Source organism: Actinopolymorpha pittospori (assembly GCF_014873875.1).
Classification (GTDB): domain Bacteria; phylum Actinomycetota; class Actinomycetes; order Propionibacteriales; family Actinopolymorphaceae; genus Actinopolymorpha; species Actinopolymorpha pittospori.
Genome location: NZ_JADBEM010000001.1, coordinates 1,487,928 through 1,508,990, shown reverse-complemented (window position 1 = coordinate 1,508,990; position 21,063 = coordinate 1,487,928). Strand labels below are relative to the sequence as shown.

Genomic DNA, 21,063 nt, shown 5'->3' with positions numbered 1-21,063 from the left:
TCGGGGAAGCCCTCGCGCGATAGCGTGCCCTGACGAAGGCTGAATGAGTGTCCTGGAGGCACGGCATGCCCGATCCGGTGCAGGTGAGTTCGAAGAGCCTCATAAAGACGGCGGTCGACATGGACGCCGACGTGGAGCAGCTCGCGGAGCTCCGAAAGTTGCTCGGCGGGGACTGCCAACTCCCTGCCCTGGCACTGGGTGGCGTCGGGATCTTTGCCTGCGGTCGCTACAACGGCGGCTGTGACGACATCGACACCAAGATGAACGCCCTGCGGACAGAGGGCGTCACGATCGCCAACGGAATGGGAAAGGCCGCCGTGGGATACGTCTCGGCTGAGGTCGCCAACCTGCTGACAATCGTCCAGGCCGCGGGGTCAGCCCATTCCGATTCAGTTCCCAGAGGCGGGCGCGTGGGCGAGGGCGTTTCCAACGGCCTTTTGTCCGCCTCCTTGTTGGCCCGGTGGGGCCTGGGCAACGCGCAGCAACAAAAGTTGGCAGAGGCGGCGGCTCATGCGCGATCTGTGACCGTCGAAGCCGACTACGCCATCGAGGTAGCCACGAGAGTCTGGCGGGAGATGGCGGACACGGAGGCCATGAAGATGTCTCTTTCCGCCGAAGAGGCTCTACTCCTGGAGTCCCGGTACAACGATTTTGCGAATGGTCGCCTGGACCGTGCCTTACTCGAAACGATCCAGGATCACTTCGGTGCCGAGAGGAGGGTTTCCCAGCTCCGGGCGCTGAGCCTACGGACCGATGCCGTCCTGAAGATGTCGAGCAGGTTCAACATCGCCGCCACGGTCGCGTCCGTGCTGTGGACCGCTGAGGCCCTGGTGATGTCGGACGACCTGATCGACAAGGCGATCGGCTCCTGGTATGGCGTCGCGGCCGGAGCGCGGACGATCTTCCACGACTGGATGCCCGCGATCCGCCAGTCGATGGTCCCGGACTGGACCGGGGAGGCGAGCACCGCAGCCCAGCGGCGGCTGGCCGCCTTCATCTCCGACGGGACGGCACTCGCGGACCGGGCCGAGCACATGGGGGCCTCACTCCAGACCGTCGTCGAGCGCCTCAACATCATGCACTCGGCCGTCTTCGCGTTCTCCATGACACAGTTCATCGCCATGCTCGCCCTCTCGGCGCTTGCCTGGGTGAACCCCGGGGCGGCTCTTCTGCTGCAGTACTTCGGCTGGCTCCTGAACGTCTGGATAACCGTTGGCGTCAACGTGATGCTGGCCGTGGTCGGATCCCTGGTCGCCTGGGCCTCCGCCTGACACGCGTGTCGCGGGGCGGCAGTCTGAGGTCTGGATGCAACCCGTGACGGGGCCCTGATCGGCAACTACCCTTCGGCCATGAACCCACCATTGGCTGGAGTGCTCCGTGAGGCTTGGGCGATGTATCGGGCGCACGCCCAGCATCTCCTCACGATCGCGTTGGTCGTCTACGTCGTCGCCACGGTCGTTGGCACACTGCTCTCCGTCCTGTTCGGGTCGGTCCTGGGCGATTTCCTCGCTGTTGTCGTCAGTTTCGCCGCGGCCTTCCTGCTGCAGGCGGCGCTCGTCAAGGCGGTCGAGGACGTCCGCGACGGGCGGGCCGACCTCTCCCTCGGGGCGACCGTGAACGCGGCGCGGCCCTACCTCGGGCAGGTCGCGATCGCGTCCCTCGTCTCCGGCCTGGTGATCGCGGTCGGTCTGGTCCTGCTGATCATTCCGGGGCTCGTCATGCTCACGCTCTGGTGCCTCATCGTTCCGGTGATCGTGCTCGAGCGCGCGTCGGCGTTCGACTCCTTCGGGCGCAGCCGCGCTCTTGTCCGGGGCCACGGCCTGGAGGTGTTCGGCACGCTCGCCTGCGTGTTCCTCCTGACGCTCGCGGCCCAGATCGTCCTCAACGTGCTGCTCCTGGCCCTGCCCAACGAGATCCGAGCATTCATCAGCGGCATCGTCTCCGGGACAGTGGTCGCGCCCTTCGTCTCGCTCGTCCTCACGATGGGCTACTTCCGGCTGCGTGCGGCGGCTGGGACGGTCGCCGAGCAGGGAGGCCCGGCCGCCCCCTGACGGCCTCGCCGCCTACGGGTGATTTCGGGTGCGGTCGTGGGGTGTTCCGGGCGGTTCGCACCGCCCGGAACACCCCCGAGCGCCGAAGCGGCGGCTGACTTACCTGGCGAGTTCGGCCGGTGTATCCAGGCGCGTCAGCTTCTGCGGGTTCGCCATCGCGTAGATGCGGGTGACCTGCCCGTTCTCCACCACCAGGCTCACCGCGGCGACTTGGCCGTCGATCTCGATCCGGGCCGCGGGTGCGCCGTTGAGCCACACCGGCGTCGCCTCGAAACTGGCCACCACCCGGTCCGCGCGTGCGAGCAACGTCGCCACCAGTTCGGCGCCGTGGATCGGAACCCGAGCGGCGGCCGCAAGCCCGCCGCCATCGGCGACCAGAACCACGTCGGGCGCCATGACCCGCATCAGCTCCTGCAACTGACCGGTGCGCACCGCGAGGAGGAACCGCTCCACCACGGCCTGCTGCTCCGGACGGCTCACCTGCACCCGCGGTCGCCGGGCCGCCACGTAGTCGCGTGCCCGCCGCGCGATCTGCCGGACCGCGGGCGCGGACTTCCCGATGGCCTCGGCGATCTCGCCGTACGGCAGGTCGAAGACCTCGCGGAGCACGAACACCGCCCGCTCCGTCGGCCCGAGTGTTTCCAGCACGGTCAGCATCGCGATCGAGACGCTCTCCGCGAGTTCGACGTCCTCGGCGACATCAGGGCTGGTCAGCAAAGGTTCCGGCAGCCACTCCCCGACGTACTCCTCACGGCGGCGGGACAACGTTCGCAGGCGGTTGAGTGCCTGGCGGGTGACGACCCGGACGAGGTACGCCCGCGGGTCACTCACCTGGGACTGGTCGACGTCGGCCCAGCGCAGCCAGGACTCCTGCACCACGTCCTCCGCGTCGGTCGCCGACCCGAGCATCTCGTAGGCGACCGTGAAGAGCAGGCTGCGATGGGCGACGAACGGATCCTCGCTCATGCCGTCGACGCTACGCCGGTCGTCTCGGGGCGCGCGGCCAGCGGAATCTCGCACGCGTCGGAGAAGCCCTGCGACCTGACCCCGTTCGCCACATTGGCCCTGGTCGCCAGGTTGACGTAGGCGATGAGCGCGGTGAGCTCGACCATCGCGGCCGGACCGAGCCGGTCGAGCAGGCCCGCGTACAGCTCGTCGGTGACGGTCGGCGGTGTGTTCGTCATGGCCTCGGCGTACTCCAGCACGTCCCGCTCCAGTGGCGTGAACACCTCCGACTCCCGCCAGCGCGGCACCTGGCTCGCCTTGGTCAGGTCCAGGTTCTGGTTCTGCGCCTGGAAGTAGCCGACGTCGAGGCACCAGCTGCAGCCGACCTGGGCCGCGACGGCCATGTGCGCGAAGGACTTGAGGCTCTCGTCGGCCGCGTCCCACGCGCCCACCTTGGCGCCGAACTCCAGGTTGTCCTGGGTGACCTGGGGGCTGTGCCAGAGCACCTCGACGTTCTCGGGCACGGTACCGAGCTGCGCGATCATGGTGTCCCTGAGCTCTGCGGGGAGCTCGGCCTTCGGTACGCGTAGCGCCATGGTGTCCTCCTTGTAGGTAGTGCCTGTCGCCCATCAAGACACCGCCAGACCCGCGAGCGTGACAACGTCCGCCGCCGCGTACAGGCCCCCGTCCCGCGATCCGGCCCTCCTATACTCAGTTAGTGGCACTAACTAATGATCATGTGGAGGCGGCTGTCCGGGCCTATGCCGACACCTGCGAGAGCCTGGCGCGGGCCGCGACCACCGGCCGAGCCAGAAGAGGTCCGCGCGGTGCGGTGCTGGCAATCTCCGGTGCGCCGGTCGCTTCCCTGAACGCGATCATCAGCCCTGCTCTGGAGCCAGACGCCGATGAGATAGCCGACCTGGCGGACTCCGCGAAGGAGGCGGGGTTCCCCTGGAGCATCCAGGTGCGGGGCGAGCCGACTCCGCTGGTCACCGAGGTGGCGGCCGCCCACGGCCTCACCCGGCGCAACGCGATGCCGCTCATGATCAGGTGGCCCGACGAGGGACCGCCACCGCAGTCGGACCACGGCGCGCTGAGAGTACGAGCCGTCCCCGCGGACCAACTCGGCGCCTACACCAGACTCCTGGAGGACGGCTTCGAAGCGCCGCACGGGACGTTCGAGGTCATGGCAAGTCCGTCCCTGGCCGAGATGCCTGGGATCACCTTCTACCTCGCGGAAGTAGATGGAGTCCCGGTGGGTACCGGGATGGCCTCTGTTTCTGAGGATCTGCTCGGCATCTTCAACATCACGACGCTGCCGCGATACCGTCGGCGCGGGTACGGTCGTGCCCTCACGCTGGAGATCGCGCGCGAAGGCTATGTCGCCGGCGCGACCACCGCCTACCTTTACGCCAGCAAGATGGGCGCGCGCGTGTATGAGTCGGCAGGCTTCCGCACCGAGGAACACCTGACGGCGATCTCGGCCTGACGGGTTCGGCAGGCCGGTCGATCCCGAACCCCTGCCGGCAGGGGACCTCGTGCTGTGGGTCCACAGCCGACTACAGCCGGTCGCCGAGTTGCGAGTACGGTCTCAAGTGCGAAGATACGAGACGGTCGCAAGGAGGTGGAGGCGTCGTGAGTCGGGTGTGGCCAACTGTCCGAATCATGGCGCTGCTCATCTTCGTTGTCGTCGGCACGGGTTGCGGTGCCACGGCAGTGCGCGAGGACGCGGCGAGGAAGGCGGCGGAGGGGTTCCATGCCGCCGTCGGTGACCGGGACGCCGCGCGGGCGTGTGGCCTGCTGGCGCCCGCGACGCGGGAGGACCTCGAGCACTCCGCGGGCGAGGGCTGCTCGAAGGCGATCATGTCGGCGAGGATCCGGTCCGCTGGTGCGGTCGGCCACATCGACGTCTACGGTGACCAGGCCCGCGTGGTGTTCGCGCACGACACCGTGTTCCTGTCGGCGTTCTCCGCCGGCTGGCGCATCACCGCGGCTGGCTGCCATCCCCGAGGCGAACGGCCCTACCAGTGTGAGCTCAGGGGAGACTGACGTGCGCGCCGCCCTCGCCGCTTTGCTGATCATGCTCGGCTTCGCGTTCGTCTTCTTCATCGCAGTCGGACTTCTCCACAGGTAGGTCGAGCGATGCGCCACTTCTTCCGCAACTACTCCTTGACACTCGTGTTCGGAGTCGCCTTCCTCGGCGTGCTGGTCGCCCAGGCGTTGGTAGGACACGCCGACTTCAACGAGCGTCAGCTCGCGGAAGGGTTCCAGCAGATCTCGCTGTGGAGCTATCTGACGTCCTCGGACTTCGGCGTCGACGTGATGGAGAACTGGCAGTCGGAGTACCTCCAGTTCTTCCTCTACATCATGGGAACCGTGTGGCTGGTTCAGCGCGGGTCGCCGGAGTCCAAGCCCCCGGACGAAGTGGGGCAGCAAACCGACAAGGAGCAGCAGGTCGGCCCCTACGCCCGGCTGAACTCCCCGTCCTGGGCGCGGTCTCGTGGTCTGAGGTTGGGGATCTACTCCCACTCCCTCGGCCTGGTCATGGCGTTGATCTTTCTCGCCTCGTGGTTCACCCAGTCCGTCACCGGAGTCGTGTCCTACAACGAGCAACAGCTGGGCCAGTTGCAGGCACCGATCTCCTGGTCGCAGTACATCCTGGCGCCGGACTTCTGGAACCGCACCCTGCAGAACTGGCAGTCGGAGCTGCTGGCGTTGGTCTCGATGGCCATCCTCGCTGTCTTCCTCCGCGAACGCGGCTCACCGGAGTCCAAGCCGGTCGGCACGCCGAACGACGACGCCACCGGCCGCACCGGTTGACGAAGAGCTACCACCGGTGACGCGGGGTCGGGGCGCCAGCAACCTTCGGGAACTCGGGATCGGGCGAGATGCGTTAAGCCTTGGGGGTGTGTAGCGTCGGTGACGAGGCAGCGCTGAACCGTCAGCGCGCAAGCTGCGACAGCATGCTTGCAGAGCCATGCCTGACCTCTTTGGGGAGGAAGATCGTGGTCGCTCTCGGCGTCATACTTTTGGTTCTGGGATTCGTGCTGGGTATCTCGATTCTTTGGACGCTCGGCATCATCCTGCTTGTCATCGGAGTCGTGTTCTGGATCCTTGGGGCGGTGGGGCGCCCGGTGGGTGGCCGGCGATACTGGTGGTAATGAGGCAGGAGCCCCTACCGCAGCGAAGATTGTTCGAGCCAGCGACGTACACGTACGTCGCTGGCTCGCTTTCTTTCCACCTCCAGGACTGACACGCCGAATCGCCCGCCGGAGCGCGGTCGGCCCTCGCAGAAGCGCCCGATGAGCCTCCCTGCGTTAAGCCGAGATGCCGAGTATGGTGCGAAAACGAGGAGCCGTACGGGCAGTTGGAGGAGCACATGTCTGACGTGGTTGACCTGATCATCGCGGACCACCGTGAGCTTGAGCGGCTGTTCGAGGTCCTGGAGAACGAGCCGGGCAAGCGGGCGTTGACGTTGCCGGTTGTCACCGCGTTGCTCGTCGCCCACAGTCGCGCCGAGGAGGCCGAGGTCTATCCGGTCGCGCGCAGCGAGGCTCGGGAGACGGACGAGGTAGCGCACAGCCAGGAGGAGCACGCCGAGGCGGAGGAGTTGCTGGAGAAGCTCCAGGGTATCGACCCTGCCGCGGCCGAGTTCGGTCCTGCGTTGAACGAGTTCGTGAAAGCAGTTCGGCACCACATAGGCGAGGAAGAGAGCGACGTGCTGCCGGGGATCCGGGAGCGGATCGGCGACGCCCGCAGGGCGGAGTTGGGTGCCGCCTTCGCGGCAAGTCGCCAAGCGCACCTGGGCGAGGCTCCGGGCGAGGAGACCAAGGCCGAACTCCTGCAGCAGGCCAAGAATGCCGGCATCGCGGGTGCGTCGTCGATGTCCAAGGAGGACCTGACCGAGGCACTCAAGCCGGAGTAGGCGCAAGGTCGAACGGGGAGATCCTCGGCGTCACAGCGGCAAACCAGTCGCCTGACGCGCCTTTGCGCCTGAGCACATCTCACCAGCGCTCGGACTCGTCCAGCGTGGGGCAGACATTGCCAGACGTTGGTGGAGTTTTTGGACGTGGATGTCGTTGGTGAACTACCCGTACGCGGCCGGTGTGACCACACTGCCAGCCGCTTGGTCATGTCGCCCTTGCGAGTGGCTGACCACCCACGCGGTCCTTCGTCGGCCACCCTGCCTGTGTTTCGGTTCGGTGGTATGACGGAAGAGGAGACCGTGACGCGATCTTTGTGGAGGAGGTCACGATGCCCACCCAGACGGTTGGTGACTATCTACTGGAGCGGTTGCGTGCCTGGGGCGTGGAGAAGGTGTTCGCCTACCCCGGCGACGGCATCAACGGACTCCTGGCGGCGTGGGTACGGGCGAAGAACGAGCCGGCGTTCGTCCAGTCGCGGCACGAGGAGATGAGCGCGTTCCAGGCGGTGGGCTATGCGAAGTTCACCGGCCGGGTGGGCGTGTGCGCGGCCACGTCGGGTCCTGGTGGGATCCATCTGCTCAACGGTCTCTACGACGCGAAGCTCGACCACGTACCGGTGGTGGCGATCGTGGGGCAGACCAACAGGTCGGCGATGGGCGGCTCCTACCAACAGGAGATCGACATGCTGAGCCTGTACAAGGACGTGGCCAGCGAGTACGTCGAGATGGTCACCGTCCCCGAACAGCTGCCGAACGTGATCGACCGGGCTATCCGGGTCGCACTCGCCGAGCGCGCACCGACCGCGGTGATCATCCCCGCCGACGTACAGGAACTCGATTACACGCCGCCCGGGCACGCGTTCAAGATGGTGCCGTCCAGCACTGGGATCGACTGGCCGGTTGTCGTGCCCGACGACGAGTCGATTCGGCGCGCGGCCGAGGTGCTGAACGCCGGGGAGAAGGTTGCCATCCTCGCCGGTAGCGGTGCGCGTGGCGCACGGGCCGAACTCGAGCAGGTCGCCGACATACTCGGTGCCGGGGTGGCCAAGGCCCTGTTGGGAAAGGACGTCCTGCCCGACGACCTTCCCTACGTGACGGGCGCGATCGGGCTACTCGGGACCCGGCCGAGTTACGAGATGATGCGAGCCGCCGACACGTTGCTGACGGTGGGATCGAACTTCCCCTACACCCAGTTCATGCCCGACTTCGGGCAGGCCCGTGGGGTGCAGATCGACATTGACGGCAAGTTCCTCGGGATGCGCTACCCCTACGAGGTCAACCTGGTCGGGGACTCCGCGGCGACGCTACGCGCCCTGATTCCTCTCCTCGAGCCGAAGACGAAGCGAGCGTGGCGGGAAGGGATCGAGGACGACGTCGCCCGCTGGTGGGAGACCATCGACAAGGAAGCGATGGTGAACGCCGACCCGATCAACCCGATGCGGCTGTTCGCCGAACTCTCCACCCGGCTGCCCGACGACGCGATCGTGACCGCCGACTCCGGGTCCGCGGCCAACTGGTACGCCCGCAACCTGCGGTTCCGTGGCCACATGCGCGGATCGTTGTCCGGGACGCTTGCCACCATGGGGCCGGGCGTGCCGTATGCGATTGGCGCGAAGTTCGGCTGCCCCGACCGACCCGTCATCGCCATGGTGGGTGACGGCGCGATGCAGATGAATGGCATGGCCGAACTCATCACCGTCAAGCGCTACTGGCAGGAGTGGTCCGATCCGCGCCTGGTCGTCGCCGTGTTGCACAACAACGACCTCAACCAGGTCACCTGGGAGATGCGCGCCATGGGCGGATCCCCGAAGTTCCCCGAGTCCCAGACTCTGCCCGACGTCGACTACGCCGGCTTCGCGAAGAGCATCGGTCTCGCCGCTCACACGGTGAACACGCCCGACCAGCTTGGCCCGGCCTGGGACCAGGCGTTGCATGCCGACCGGCCGACGGTTCTCGACGTCCGCTGCGACCCCGACGTCCCGCCCATCCCGCCACATGCCAGCTTCGAACAGGCGAAAGACACCGCCAAAGCCGTCCTCGCCGGCGACGAGAACCGATGGGGCCTCATCAGGGAAGGAGTCAAGACGAAGCTGCAGGAGTTCCTACCCCACCGCGAAGGGTGAGGTGGCGTAGCGATGGCGACAGTCGAGCTACCTGATCCCCTGACCAAGCGTCCACCGACGCCGCGGATCGACGTTGCGTCTCTCCGGCAGGCGTTGATGACCCGCGTTGACGGCGAGGTCCGCTTCGACGCCGGCAGCCGGGGCGCATACTCGACGGACGCGTCGAACTTCCGCCAGGTGCCGGTCGGGGTCGTCCTACCGCGCACGATCGAGGCGGGCGCGGAAGCCGTCGCGGTGTGCCACGAGTTCGATGCGCCAGTGCTGTCGCGGGGTGGAGGCACCAGCCTGGCAGGACAGTGCACCAACACCGCCGTCGTCATCGACTGGTCGAAGTACTGCCACAAGCTCCTCTCGGTCGACGTAGAAGCCCGCACCTGCGTGGTCGAGCCGGGCATCGTGCTCGACGAGCTGAACCGCCAGCTCGCACCGCACGGCCTCCGGTACGGACCGGAGCCGGCCACACACCCCAACTGCACCATCGGCGGGATGATCGGCAACAACTCCTGCGGAGCGACCGCCCAGCGGACCGGGAAGGTCGTCGACAACATCGCGCGGCTGGAGGTCCTGCTCTACGACGGCACGCGCTTCTGGTGTGGCGAAACCAACGAGGAGGAGTACGCCGCGATCGAGCGGCGCGGGGACCGACGCGCGAGCGTCTATCGCAGCCTGCGTCGACTGCGGGACCGCTACGCCGAGGAGATCCGGCACCGCTACCCCGACATCCCACGACGCGTCTCGGGCTACAACCTCGACTCCCTCCTCCCCGAGCACAACTTCGACGTCGCCGGCCTGCTGGTGGGCAGCGAGTCGACCCTGGTCACCGTCCTACGAGCAGAACTCGAACTCGTTCCCGTGCTGAAGCAGCGCAGCATCGTCGTCATCGGCTTCGACAGCATCGCCGGGGCCGGAGACGCCGTACCGGCAGTTCTGCCGCACAAGCCCATCGCTCTGGAAGGCATCGACGAGCGGCTGATCACCGACGAGCGGATCAAACACCTCAACCCCGAGGCTCGGGAGAAGATGCCCCACGGGTCAGGCTTCCTCCTCGTACAGTTCGGCGCGAACACCACCGAGGAGGTGGACGACGCGGCGCAACGCATGCTTGCCGCGCTCGGCATCTCCGATGGTGATCCGCGCATCTCCTTCCTCGACGATCCCACGCACGAGGACGAGCTGTGGCGAGTACGCGAAGCCGGACTCGGCGCCACCGCCCACGTGCCCGGCGAAGCTGACACCTGGGAGGGCTGGGAGGACTCCGCGGTACCCCCGGACCGACTGGGCGACTACCTGCGTGATCTGGAGCGGCTCTTCGCGGACTTCGGCTACGCCGACGAGACGGCGCCGAGCCTCTACGGCCACTTCGGCCAAGGGTGTGTCCACACCCGCATCCCGTTCGGTCTCGCCAGCGCCGACGGGGTCGCGCACTACCGTCGGTTCATGGAACGCGCGGCCGACCTCGTGGCGTCCTATGGCGGATCCTTCTCCGGCGAACACGGTGACGGTCAGAGCCGCGGTGAGCTTCTCCCGCGCATGTTCGGGGAGAGCTTGACGCGGGCGTTCGGGGAGCTGAAGGCCATCTTCGACCCCGCCGACCGCATGAACCCCGGCAAGGTCGTCGCGCCGTACAGCCTCGACGAGAACCTCCGCCTGGGGAACTCCTGGAGCCCGCATGCCGGGCGAGAACTCTTCTTCAGCTATCCGGAGGACCAGGGGTCCTTCGTGGCGGCCGCGAACCGCTGTGTGGGTGTCGGGAAGTGCCGCCAGCACGAGCATGCGGGCGGTGCCGTCATGTGCCCGTCGTACCAGGCGACGCGGGAGGAGGAACACTCCACCCGTGGCCGGGCCCGGCTCCTGTTCGAGATGCTCGGCGGTCACGACGACAGCCCCGTCAAGGGTGGATGGCGCTCGACCGCCGTACGTGACGCACTTGACCTCTGTCTGGCGTGCAAGGGCTGCAAGACCGACTGCCCCGTCAACGTGGACATGGCGACGTACAAGGCGGAGTTCCTGGCGCAGCACTACCGCGGCCGCCTACGACCCCGCGCCCACTACAGCCTGGGCTGGCTCCCCGTACTGGCCGCGGCGATCGGACGCTCCCCTCGGCTCGCCCGGACCGTCAACGCGCTCACCCACGCACCGGTGCTGCCGAGGATCGCCACTCGCGCGGCGGGACTGGAGCACAGGGAGATTCCCCTGTTCGCGGAGCAGACCCTGCGCCAATGGTGGGCAGGCCGGGACAAGGTGCCAAGGGGAGACAGGGGCACCGTGCTCCTGTGGCCGGACACCTTCACCAACACGTTCCACCCGGCGATCGGCAAGGCCGCGATCGAGGTTCTCGAGGACGCCGGCTGGACCGTCGCCCTGCCCGACCAGCCGCTGTGCTGCGGACTCACCTGGATCTCGACCGGCCAGCTCTCGACCGCGAAACGGATCCTCCGGCGCACCGTCGACGCGCTCGCGGACCATGTCCGTGCCGGCGGGCTGGTCGTGGGCCTGGAACCAAGCTGCACCGCGGTCTTCCGTTCCGACGCGCCCGAACTCCTGGGCGACGACCTGGACGTCCAGCGCCTCAGCAAGCAGACGGTGACGCTGGCGGAGCTGCTCACCGAGCACACACCAGGTTGGACACCGCCCCGACTCGATGGCGTACGCGGCATCGCGCAGGTGCACTGCCACCAACACGCGGTGTTGGGCTGGGACGCCGACCAACGCATCCTCGAACAGGCGGGGGCGGAGGTCGAGCGGCTCGACGCCGGCTGCTGCGGCCTGGCCGGAAACTTCGGATTCGAGCGCGGTCATCTCGAGGTGAGCACGGCCTGCGCGGAAAGCGTTCTGCTCCCCGCGGTACGTCAGGCCGACGCGTCGACCGCCGTCCTCGCCGACGGTTTCAGCTGTCGCACCCAGATCCACGAGCTCGCCGGCGCCGGACGTGAGGCTCTGCACGTCGCCGAGCTGCTGCGCCTCCAGCACACCTCCGACGCCCAGCCCTTCCGCCCCACCCGTCCACAGCTGCCGACCGCGATCAGGAGATCCGCGGCGCTGGTGTGCACCGCGGCCGCCGCCGGGCTGGCTTCGGTGGGGACCGGGTACGCCGTCCGTGGATTGGCGCGCCGGGCTCTTCGTCGCCTGGGCCGGCACCGATGAAGCATGGGCGCCGATGGCATGCGTACCGAAGGCATGGGCACGATGACATCGGTACTGAAGCATGGACACCGAAGGCCGCGGCCGCTCTGACGGGGCCGGGCGGCTACTCCTGGAAGCGGCCAGGCCGAAACCGATCCTCATAGCGGGCCTGGGCCGCTGTGATCAGTGGCGCGCCCAGCCAGGCGACGGGTTCGACGTCGCTGAGGAGCGGCTCGTCGTCGGGGCCGCGTCCCGTCATGGTGCCGGTGAGGACCCAGCCTCGGTGGCTGTCTGACCGGTCCGTCAGGTGGAGGTACTGGCAGATCTGTCGTGCGAGCCAGTCGGGGAGCGGACGGATCCACCATCGCGGAGGATCGAGTATGTTGACCGACAGCCCGGGCAGGGGAAGACGGCTCTCGTAGTCGACGCTGTCCGCGCTCGCGTCGCTGTCGGGCCCGTCGGAGAAGCGGACGAAGTGCCCTGGCTGGTCAGATACCAGGTCGGCCAACTTTTCGGGGCTGTCGAGGACCCGCATGGGGTCACCGCTCACGCAGGCGCGGCAGGACCTCCTTGCCGTAGAACTCGAAGAAGCCCTCCTGGTTAGGCCCGATCTGGTTGACGTAGACCTCGTCGTAGCCGGCATCGAGGTACTCGCGGACCGCCGCCACGTGGGCGTCGAGGTCGTCGCCGCAGACGAGGGCGTCGCCGACCATCTCCTCGGTGATCAGAGTGGACGCCTGCATGAAGTGTTCGGGTGTGGGGAGTACCTGTGCGAGTTCGCCGGGCAGTTGTTCGTTGCCCCAGAGTCGGTGCGCTGTCGCTCGAGCTTGGGCCGCGTCCGGGCCGTAGCAGACCTTGAGCCCCGCCTGGCTGGTCTTGCCGTTCCCACCGGCCTTCCGGAACGTCGCCAGCAGTGCGGGATCGGGTTTGGTGGAGACGAACCCGTCGGCGAACCGCGCGGCGCGGGTGGCCGCCTCAGGGCCGAAAGCCGAGACATAGATGGGCGGGGGCTCGTCGGGCAGGGTGTAGAGGCGGGCGTGCTCGACGGTGTAGTGCTCGCCGCGGTGGTCGACCACCTTCCCGGTGAACAGCTTCCGCATCACCTCCACCGCCTCTTCGAGCATGTTCAGCCGGACGTCCGCGCCTGGCCAGGCATCGCCGAGGATGTGCTCGTTGAGTGCCTCCCCGCTCCCGATGCCGAGCCGGAACCGGCCACCCAGCAGGACCTGGCTGGTGGCGGCCGCCTGGGCGATGACCGCCGGGTGGATCCGCATGGTGGGGCAGGTGACTGCCGTGGTGATCGGCAGGTCGCAGGCCTGGGACAGTGCCCCGATCATCGACCAGACGAACGAGCTCTCGCCCTGTTCGTCGTTCCACGGGTGGAAGTGGTCGGAGATCCACAGGGCGTCAAAGCCTGCCTGCTCGGCCATGCGAGCCTGCGCGAGGAGTTCTGCTGGGGCGAACTCCTCGCAGGACAGGATGTAACCAAGTCGCATCGTCGATCTCCTCCACGCCTGTGGTCCGAAGGTGTCGTCCCGCTCCGGTGGTCCGGAAGGGTCGTGTGGACCGGCTAGCCTGCGTTGCGGATCGCGGCGATGAGGTCTGACTTGCCCATCTTCGAGCGTCCGTCGATGTGCTTGGCCTTGGCGACCTCGTAGAGGTCCCGCCGGGTCCGGTCCTCCAACCTGTGGCCAGGCTGTCCGCCGCGTTGCCGTGTCATGGCGGCCTGGTGTCCGAGGTCGCGCCTGGTCTGCTTGGGCAGTTTCGTCAACGTCTTCTTGGCGCGAGCTGCCTTCTGTGCCTTCTGAACGTTCCTTCTGGCTGCTTCGGTCTGCTTACGGGTCATGCTGCACGCTCCCCTTCTTCCTCGGACCGTGCGAGGGACGACCACCTATCGGGCCGATCAGGGCTCTTGTCGCAGATGTCTCACTTGTGGCTGAGGGCGCTCTCCAGTTCGCGCTTGGTCATGCTGGAGCGGCCCTTGATGTTGCGGCGGCGTGCTTCGCCGTAGAGCTGTTGCTTGGTCTGGCCGCGAGGCCCGGCCTTGCCCGAACGCTGGCCGCCACGGCGCTGCGGAGAGGTGTCCTGCACGGACTCCTTGCTGGCCTGCTTGGACTCACCGGATTGTGCACGGTTTTTGTTGACGGTCCGCGCGGCGATCTCCTCGGCTCGATCCTCGCCGGTGCCGCGCTGCTTCGCCGAATCCTTGATGTGCTCGTACTGCCGCTCCCGCTTGGAGCTCCAGGCCTGCTGAGGCATGAGAACCTCCGATCATGCGCTGACGTCTCGACGCCGTCATCGGACGATGGCGACGAATCCATCACTGAGTTCGACGCTACCGAGGTCCCCACCTAGTCGCAACGAGTCAGGCCGACATGGACCGCGGGCGTCGCCCGGCTCAGTCCGCCGAACCGCGATCTGGATCTTCGCATGGTCCGACGACCACCGCTGCCGCGGCGAGTTGGTCGAGCGTTTCATCCGGCGTGAGCGGACTACGGCGCGCACCGTCAGGAAGAGTGGTCGGCCGACGAGGTGTTCCCAGACTCTCTGTCCGACCGGATCGTGACAGACGGGGTGGCTTGACGCAACCGGACCTCGCGCCTGGCCCGTGACCTCGGTTGCGTCACCTGATCGTTGCGGTTATAGGTGGAAGGTGGCCGTTGTTGTAGTGACAGGAGCAAGCGCGGGCATCGGACGAGCGGCAGCAAAGGCGTTCGGTGCACGCGGTGACAAGGTGGGGTTGCTCGCCCGGGGTGAGACCGGGCTCGCCGGTACGGCGCGTGACGTCCGCGCCGCCGGCGGAGAGGACCTCGCCATCCCCGTGGACGTTTCCGACCCCGCGCAGGTCGAAGCCGCCGCGACTTCGGTGGAGGAGACGTTCGGGCCGATAGACGTGTGGGTGAACGTCGCGTTCACCTCGGTGTTCGCGCCGGTCCAGGACATCCGTCCGGAGGAGTTCAGACGGGTGACCGAAGTCAGCTACCTCGGCTTCGTCTACGGCACCCTGACGGCGCTGAGACGCATGCGCAGTCGTGACGCGGGAACGATCGTCCAGGTGGGTTCGGCGCTCGCCTACCGGGGTATTCCGCTGCAGTCCGCCTACTGCGGCGCCAAACACGCGATTCAGGGATTCAACGAATCACTGCGCTGCGAGCTTCTGCACGAGCGCAGCAACGTGCACGTCACCATGGTCCAGATGCCGGCCGTCAACACACCGCAGTTCTCCTGGGTGCTGTCAAGGCTGCCGCGACGCCCCCAGCCGGTCCCGCCCATCTACCAACCGGAAGTCGCGGCCAAGGCCGTGCTGTGGGCGGCCGACCATCCACGCCGGCGCGAGTACTGGGTCGGCGGGAGCACGGTCGGCACGCTGGTCGCCAACGCCATCGCGCCTGGCCTGCTCGACCGCTACCTCGGACGCAAGGGATACGCGTCCCAGCAGACCGACCAGCAACGCGACCCCGACCAGGCCGCCAACCTCTGGGAGCCGCTCGACGGCAAGGACGGCGAGGACTACGGCGCACACGGCCCGTTCGATTCGCGGGCACACGGCCAGAGCACGCAACAGTGGCTTGCGCACCATCCGCGCCTGTCCGCTGGCGCTGCCGCCGCCGGCCTGGTCGGGATCGCCGGGCTCGTTACGAAGGTCGCCCGCCGATGAGGGTTCTCCGCCACAGCCTGGAGGCCACGCGTGCCGGTTACGGGTCGCTGCAGGTCGCCGTGCCCAACCTGCTCGCGACCCGGCTGCTCGGTGCCCCGCTGACACCGGTGGAGCGGCGTGCCTCACGGGTGCTCGGGGCCCGGCACGTCGTCCAGGCAGCAGCCACGGCGGCGCTGCCCACACCGGCCGCCTATCGGCTGGGCGCGGGTGTGGATGGTCTGCACGCACTCAGCATGGTGGCGCTCGCGGCCGCCGACCCTCCGCGGCGCCGGATCGCCCTCGCCGAGGCGGTCTCGGCGGGAGTGTTCGCGGTCGCCGGCCTGTGCATGGCCAGGGCGCTCAGTGGTCCCAGGCGGGGACGGAGGGCTCGACGCCGGTGAGCGGTATCGGTACGGACGGCAACAGCCGCGCGTCGTCGTTCGACCGCCGGATCGACGGCTTGGACGTAGCGGCGTACACGGTCCCCACCGACGCGCCGGAGGGGGACGGCACGTTGGCGTGGACCTCCACCACCATCGTTCTCGTCCGGGCGAGCGCCGGCGGCGCGACTGGTGTCGGATGGACCTACGGGTCGACCGGGTGCATGGCCGTCATCGACGACGACCTGGCCGGTGTCGTGACCGGGCGGGACGCCCTCGACGTCACCGGTGCCTTCGACGCGATGGTCAAGAGCGCCCGCAACTCCTCCCGGCCGGGCCTGGTGGGATATGCGATCTCCGCGGTCGACGTCGCGTTGTGGGACCTGAAGGCGCGGTTGTTGGGACTTCCGCTGCACAAGCTGCTCGGCTCAGTACGTGAGGACGTGCCGGTGTATGGCAGTGGGGGTTTCACCACCTACGACGACATGCGGCTTCGGGACCAGCTGGAGCTGTGGGCGCGGGATCAGCGGATACCGCGGGTGAAGATCAAGATCGCGGAGTCGTGGGGCGGCAGGGAGGGCCGTGACCTGGCGCGGATGCGGCTGTGCCGCGAGACCATCGGCCCGGACACCGAGTTGTACGTCGACGCCAACGGCGGATACACCGCCAAGCAGGCCGTCCGGGTGATGGCGGCCGCCCAGGATCTGGACGTGCGGTGGCTCGAGGAGCCCGTCTCCTCCGACGACCTCGCAGGGCTGCGAGAGGTCCGCCGCGAGGTGCGGGCGGACGTCGCCGCCGGCGAATACGGCCACGATCTGGTCTACTTCCGGCGTATGTGCGAGGCCCAGGCCGTCGACTGCCTGCAAGCCGACGCGTCCAGGTGCGGCGGCATCACCGAGTGGCTGCGGGTCGCGGCGGTCGCGGCGGCGTACGGGCTGGAGATCTCGGCGCACTGCGCACCGCACCTGCACCTGCACGCGGCCGCCGCGATCCCGAACCTCCGCCACCTCGAGTGGTTCCACGACCACGTCCGCATCGAGGGGATGTTCTTCGACGGCACCGTGGATCCCACTGGGGGTGCGCTGCGTCCAGATCCGACCAGACCTGGCCACGGCCTGTGCGTACGCGACGCCGACATCGAGGCGTACCGAGTGCGATGACGAAGCGCTCCTACGACCGGGGCGGGGTCGGTCCGTCCATCCCGCCGACCGTCCTGCGCGAGTACGCCCTGATCGCGGACGGCGAACGCGGCGGCCTGTGCGGCCCCCGTGGTGAGGTGGCCTGGCTGTGCGCTCCCGGCTGGGACGACGAGGCGGTCCTGTCGGGTCTCGTCGGAGGCGGGGGCAGCTACGTCGTCAGCCCGACCGACACGTTCGTGTGGGGCGGCTTCTACGAACCGGGCACGCTCGTCTGGCACAACCGATGGGTCACCACCTCCACGATCGTGGAATGCCGCGACGCCCTCGCCTTTCCCGGGGATCCGGACCGGGTGGTCCTCCTACGCCGGATCGAGGCGCCCCAGGATCCCATCCGGGTGCGGGTACTGCTCGACCTCCGCGCGGGCTTCGGCCGGCATCCCCAGCAGGACGTCCGCCGGGACGACGACGGGCGATGGACGGCACGCAGCGGACCGCTGCGGATCCGCTGGAGCGGCGCGCGGGAGGCCCACCTCGACGAGTCCGGTGCCCTCGCGCTTGAGGTGGAGGTGCGTCATGGCGAACACCGTGACCTGGTCCTGGAGATCTCCGCCGGTCCCATGCCGAACCCCGTGGACGTCGAGCAGGCCTGGTCGGCGACCGAGGCCGCCTGGCGTTCCAGCGTCCCCGACTTCGCCGCCTCACTCGCCCCCCGCGACGCCCAGCACGCCTACGCGCTCCTCCGCGGCCTGACCACCCGGGACGGCGGCATGGTAGCGGCCGCCACGCTCGGACTGCCCGAACACGCCAGGGCGGGCCGCAACTACGACTACAGGTACGCCTGGATCCGCGACCAGTGCTACGCCGGTATCGCCGCCGGAACCGACCAACCGCAACCCCTCCTTGACGCTGCCGTCGCGTTCACCACGGCACGCCTGCTCGAACACGGCGACAACCTCGCACCCGGCTACCGCACCGACGGGACGCCCATCCCGGCGCAGTCGACCTTGAACCTGCCCGGCTACCCAGGCGGCGCGGACGTCGTGGGCAACTGGGCGGACGGGCAGTTCCAACTCGACACGCTCGGGGAGATCCTCCAACTCCTGGCCATCGCCGCCCGGCACGACCGGTTGGACAGCGACGCCCACCGGGCTCTCCATCTCGCCGTGGATGTCATCGGGCGGCGATGGAACGAACCCGATGCCGGCATCTGGGAGCTCGACGACGACTGGTGGACCCACTCCCGACTCGCCGCCGTCGCCGGACTGCGGACGGCCGCGGCCGAACTCCCGGCCCGCGAGGCCAGCCGGCTGTCCGACCTGGCCGACACGATCCTGGCCACGACGACCCGACGTTGCCTGGGTGCCGACCAGATCTGGCGACGGAGCCCACACCACGAGGGCACCGACGCCTCGCTGCTGCTTCCCCCGGTTCGCGGGGCTCTCCCGCCGTCCGACCCACGGACCCGCGCCACCATCGACGCGGTTCACAGGGAACTCACCGAGGACGGCTACGTCTACCGCTTCGCCCACGACAACCGTCCGCTCGGTGAGGCCGAGGGCGCCTTTCTGCTCTGCGGGTTCCAGCTCGCCCTCGCCCACTGGCACCAGGGTGAGACCGCGCGGGCCTATCGCTGGTTCGAACGCAACCGGGCCGCCTGCGGCCCTCCGGGGCTCCTCGCCGAGGAGTACGACGTACGACAGCGCCAACTCCGCGGCAACCTTCCCCAAGCCTTCGTCCACGCCATGCTGTTGGAGGCAGCGCAGCGCCTCGCCCGGTGATCGGCGCGGACCAGTGGCCGCAGACCTCTTCTCCAGGCATGATGCGGGCATGGAGTTCCCTGGCACCAGCGGCGGTGACGAGCACGGGCCGGCGCGTCCGGGTGAGTCGCCGGTGCAGCGTGCCGATCGCAACTTCGCCGAGTTGATCTCGGAGTTGCGGGTGTTGCAGACCGGGGTGCAGTTCCTGTTCGGTTTCTTGTTGATCCTGGCGGTGCAGGCTCGTTTCGCCGATCCGAGCACGTTCGCTCGGGTGACCTATGTCGTCGCGCTGGCTTTGTGTTGTGCGGCGGCGGCGTTGTTGATGGCGCCGGTGGCCTATCACCGGGCGTTGTTCGCCAAGGGTGTGAAACCTGAGATCGTGCGGGTGTCGAACCGTTTCGCGCGGGCCGGGATGTTGGCGTTGTTCCTGGCCATCATCAGCGCGGTTCTGCTCGTCCTGGACGCGGTCTTCGGGCTGCTCGGCGCCAGTATTGTCACCGCCGGGGTCGCGGTGTTCTTCGCCGTGCTCTGGTACGTCGTCCCGTTGCGGCGGCTACAGACCCTCGCTCGCGAGCGCGAGGCCCACAGCGCGGGGGGCGACGACTCCGGCTCTCCTGCCTGAGCACCATGCCCTTATGTCACAGGGCCGCGGTCGCTCCTGGGCTCGCTCTGCTCGGGGGCTACTGGGAAGAACTTCTGTCGCCGGCGCGGAGCTCGTCGAGTTCGGCTCGCAGCAGCGCCAACTCCTCCTCCAGCTGGAGAACGGTTCGGATGCCCGGCACGTTGAGCCCCTCGCTGGCGAGTGCCCGGATGTGGCGGAGGCGTATGAGGTCGTCTGCGCTGTAGCGGCGGGTACCGCCCACCGAACGGACAGGGGAGAGGAGCCCGGCCTTCTCCCACGCGCGTAGCAGGTGCGGCTCGACTCCGGTCAGTTCGCTGACGATCGAGATCGGGTACACGCCTTGGTGGCCGGGTGGTCGATCGTCCTGCGCCGTCCGGGAACCAGCCCGCCGGTCGGGTACGGACTTCTCGTTGGCCATGGCTCGCTCAGCCTCCTTCGTCGGTAGGCCAGCCGGAGGCTTCGGCTACCTAGGGAGACTACCTCATCAGCGCCGAAGCGATTCCTCACGCTCTCGGCCACCTTGACTTACGTCCACAACCATGTTCGTTCACACCCGTAGGCACGTTGCCTCACGACCACCGGTACGTTGGCTTACGTGATCCGACAGGTTTGTGCGACTTGACATGCGAACTATCTACCTCTAGAAAGTCGAAGTGATGAGTCGTACCGGCTCAAGTCTTCGCGATCGAGTCCTGGTTGAGTGACAGGAGGCAGACAGTGGCCACGATGCTGAAGCGGACGGGGTACTCGGAGCTACTCTCCGTCATCGCCGCCGACCGGAACCTCGGTGCTGCGCGCGCTGTGCCTCACGGCCTCCGCGAATCGAGGTCAGGTTGCCCACTCGCACCGTGATCCTCGCCCGGTTCTGACCGAACCCGACGACGTGCACTGACGACTCTCACCAACTTTCCACCGAAGCAGGCAGATCCGAGTTTCAGGCGACTGGTGTAACGCCACGACCAGTAAGGAGCGCCACGATGGCAAAGCGACGCGCAATCCCGGGTGGCCGCAACGTTCCTGGCAGGTTCTCGACGCGCTGGCACGAATCGGCAGCCTGTAAGGGCAAGCCGGTCGAACTCTTCTACGGGACCGAGGGCGAGGACCACGCTCAACGCACCGCACGTGAGCAGGTGGCGGTCGCGCTGTGCGGAGGCTGCATCGTTCGCAAGCAGTGCGCGGCGCACGCTCTCGCGGCACGCGAGAAGTACGGCGTCTGGGGTGGCACCACGGAGGCGAGCAGGGAAGCGGAGCGACGGAAGGTGTCCGCCGCCTGACGCGCACGACCGGAGCCCGCGCTGAACGGCCTCGAAGTCGGCGGTGAGGGGGGAGCCTCGTGGCGATGGCGAAAATGGGATGAGCGG

21 protein-coding genes are annotated in these 21,063 nt (G+C 68.0%); 14 read left to right on the top strand and 7 right to left on the bottom strand.

Annotation, left to right across the window (positions count from 1 at the left end; all coding sequences use genetic code 11):
* Window positions 1-65 precede the first annotated feature (65 nt).
* Together HEB94_RS07125 and HEB94_RS07120 are read left to right on the top strand one after the other, a co-directional pair.
* Window positions 66-1,271: a hypothetical protein gene (locus tag HEB94_RS07125; RefSeq protein WP_192749174.1), complete on the top strand. Its 1,206-nt coding sequence runs from the start codon at window positions 66-68 to the stop codon at window positions 1,269-1,271.
* Between the two features lie 78 nt (window positions 1,272-1,349).
* Window positions 1,350-2,051: a hypothetical protein gene (locus HEB94_RS07120; RefSeq protein WP_192749173.1), complete on the top strand. Its 702-nt coding sequence runs from the start codon at window positions 1,350-1,352 to the stop codon at window positions 2,049-2,051.
* A gap of 99 nt (window positions 2,052-2,150) precedes the next feature.
* On the opposite strand, the gene HEB94_RS07115 is transcribed toward HEB94_RS07120, so the two are convergent.
* Window positions 2,151-3,017, bottom strand: a complete 867-nt coding sequence (locus HEB94_RS07115) for an RNA polymerase sigma-70 factor (RefSeq protein ID WP_192749172.1) — start codon at window positions 3,015-3,017, stop codon at window positions 2,151-2,153.
* Window positions 3,014-3,592, bottom strand: a complete 579-nt coding sequence (locus HEB94_RS07110; protein ID WP_192749171.1) for a carboxymuconolactone decarboxylase family protein — start codon at window positions 3,590-3,592, stop codon at window positions 3,014-3,016. The genes HEB94_RS07115 and HEB94_RS07110 overlap by 4 nt, the downstream gene beginning before the upstream one ends.
* A 122-nt stretch (window positions 3,593-3,714) precedes the next feature.
* Here HEB94_RS07110 and HEB94_RS53390 point away from each other — a divergent pair, with 122 nt between their 5' ends.
* From HEB94_RS53390 to HEB94_RS07080, 6 genes are all read left to right on the top strand, one after another.
* A complete protein-coding gene (locus HEB94_RS53390) occupies window positions 3,715-4,485 on the top strand; it encodes a GNAT family N-acetyltransferase (RefSeq protein WP_192749170.1) in 771 nt (256 codons plus the stop codon).
* A 176-nt stretch (window positions 4,486-4,661) separates the two neighbouring features.
* Window positions 4,662-5,045: a hypothetical protein gene (locus HEB94_RS07100; RefSeq protein WP_192749169.1), complete on the top strand. Its 384-nt coding sequence runs from the start codon at window positions 4,662-4,664 to the stop codon at window positions 5,043-5,045.
* A gap of 93 nt (window positions 5,046-5,138) precedes the next feature.
* Window positions 5,139-5,816, top strand: coding sequence for a DUF6766 family protein (locus HEB94_RS07095; protein ID WP_192749168.1), 678 nt, complete (start codon window positions 5,139-5,141; stop codon window positions 5,814-5,816).
* A 559-nt stretch (window positions 5,817-6,375) separates the two neighbouring features.
* Window positions 6,376-6,921, top strand: a complete 546-nt coding sequence (locus HEB94_RS07090) for a hemerythrin domain-containing protein (protein WP_192749167.1) — start codon at window positions 6,376-6,378, stop codon at window positions 6,919-6,921.
* A gap of 329 nt (window positions 6,922-7,250) precedes the next feature.
* Window positions 7,251-9,044: a thiamine pyrophosphate-requiring protein gene (locus HEB94_RS07085; RefSeq protein ID WP_192749166.1), complete on the top strand. Its 1,794-nt coding sequence runs from the start codon at window positions 7,251-7,253 to the stop codon at window positions 9,042-9,044.
* 12 nt (window positions 9,045-9,056) lie between these two features.
* Window positions 9,057-12,188, top strand: a complete 3,132-nt coding sequence (locus HEB94_RS07080) for an FAD-binding and (Fe-S)-binding domain-containing protein (RefSeq protein WP_192749165.1) — start codon at window positions 9,057-9,059, stop codon at window positions 12,186-12,188.
* Between the two features lie 103 nt (window positions 12,189-12,291).
* Here the strand turns inward: HEB94_RS07080 and HEB94_RS07075 are convergent, their stop codons facing one another.
* The 4 genes from HEB94_RS07075 to HEB94_RS07060 all read right to left on the bottom strand — a co-directional run bounded on the left by HEB94_RS07075 (window position 12,292) and on the right by HEB94_RS07060 (window position 14,426).
* A complete protein-coding gene (locus tag HEB94_RS07075) occupies window positions 12,292-12,702 on the bottom strand; it encodes a DUF6098 family protein (protein ID WP_192749164.1) in 411 nt (136 codons plus the stop codon).
* Window positions 12,703-12,706: 4 nt separating this feature from the next.
* A complete protein-coding gene (locus tag HEB94_RS07070; RefSeq protein WP_192749163.1) occupies window positions 12,707-13,663 on the bottom strand; it encodes an LLM class F420-dependent oxidoreductase in 957 nt (318 codons plus the stop codon).
* Window positions 13,664-13,737: 74 nt separating this feature from the next.
* Window positions 13,738-14,013, bottom strand: coding sequence for a Rho termination factor N-terminal domain-containing protein (locus HEB94_RS07065; RefSeq protein WP_192749162.1), 276 nt, complete (start codon window positions 14,011-14,013; stop codon window positions 13,738-13,740).
* 80 nt (window positions 14,014-14,093) lie between these two features.
* A complete protein-coding gene (locus HEB94_RS07060) occupies window positions 14,094-14,426 on the bottom strand; it encodes a plasmid stabilization protein (RefSeq protein ID WP_192749161.1) in 333 nt (110 codons plus the stop codon).
* 349 nt (window positions 14,427-14,775) lie between these two features.
* On the opposite strand from HEB94_RS07060, the gene HEB94_RS07055 reads away from it, so the two are divergent.
* Genes HEB94_RS07055 through HEB94_RS07035 form a run of 5 tightly spaced genes read left to right on the top strand, consistent with a single transcriptional unit; the run spans window position 14,776 to window position 19,702 of the window.
* The gene (locus HEB94_RS07055; protein ID WP_337917499.1) at window positions 14,776-15,825 is read left to right on the top strand and encodes an SDR family oxidoreductase; all 1,050 of its coding nucleotides are present in this window, start codon (window positions 14,776-14,778) and stop codon (window positions 15,823-15,825) included.
* The gene (locus tag HEB94_RS07050) at window positions 15,822-16,205 is read left to right on the top strand and encodes a hypothetical protein (protein ID WP_192749159.1); all 384 of its coding nucleotides are present in this window, start codon (window positions 15,822-15,824) and stop codon (window positions 16,203-16,205) included. Before HEB94_RS07055 ends, HEB94_RS07050 begins: the two co-directional genes overlap by 4 nt.
* A complete protein-coding gene (locus HEB94_RS07045) occupies window positions 16,202-17,344 on the top strand; it encodes an enolase C-terminal domain-like protein (protein WP_337917498.1) in 1,143 nt (380 codons plus the stop codon). Before HEB94_RS07050 ends, HEB94_RS07045 begins: the two co-directional genes overlap by 4 nt.
* Window positions 17,341-19,101 carry a glycoside hydrolase family 15 protein gene (locus HEB94_RS07040; RefSeq protein WP_192749158.1) on the top strand — a complete coding sequence of 587 codons (1,761 nt, stop codon included), beginning with the start codon at window positions 17,341-17,343 and terminating at the stop codon, window positions 19,099-19,101. Before HEB94_RS07045 ends, HEB94_RS07040 begins: the two co-directional genes overlap by 4 nt.
* A gap of 49 nt (window positions 19,102-19,150) precedes the next feature.
* Window positions 19,151-19,702: a DUF6328 family protein gene (locus HEB94_RS07035; RefSeq protein ID WP_192749157.1), complete on the top strand. Its 552-nt coding sequence runs from the start codon at window positions 19,151-19,153 to the stop codon at window positions 19,700-19,702.
* A 58-nt stretch (window positions 19,703-19,760) separates the two neighbouring features.
* Here the strand turns inward: HEB94_RS07035 and HEB94_RS07030 are convergent, their stop codons facing one another.
* Complete coding sequence (locus tag HEB94_RS07030) at window positions 19,761-20,120, bottom strand: MerR family transcriptional regulator (RefSeq protein WP_192749156.1); 360 nt, start codon at window positions 20,118-20,120, stop codon at window positions 19,761-19,763.
* Window positions 20,121-20,679: 559 nt separating this feature from the next.
* Between HEB94_RS07030 and HEB94_RS07025 the strand changes: the two genes are divergently transcribed.
* The gene (locus HEB94_RS07025) at window positions 20,680-20,976 is read left to right on the top strand and encodes a WhiB family transcriptional regulator (protein WP_192749155.1); all 297 of its coding nucleotides are present in this window, start codon (window positions 20,680-20,682) and stop codon (window positions 20,974-20,976) included.
* Window positions 20,977-21,063 lie beyond the last annotated feature (87 nt).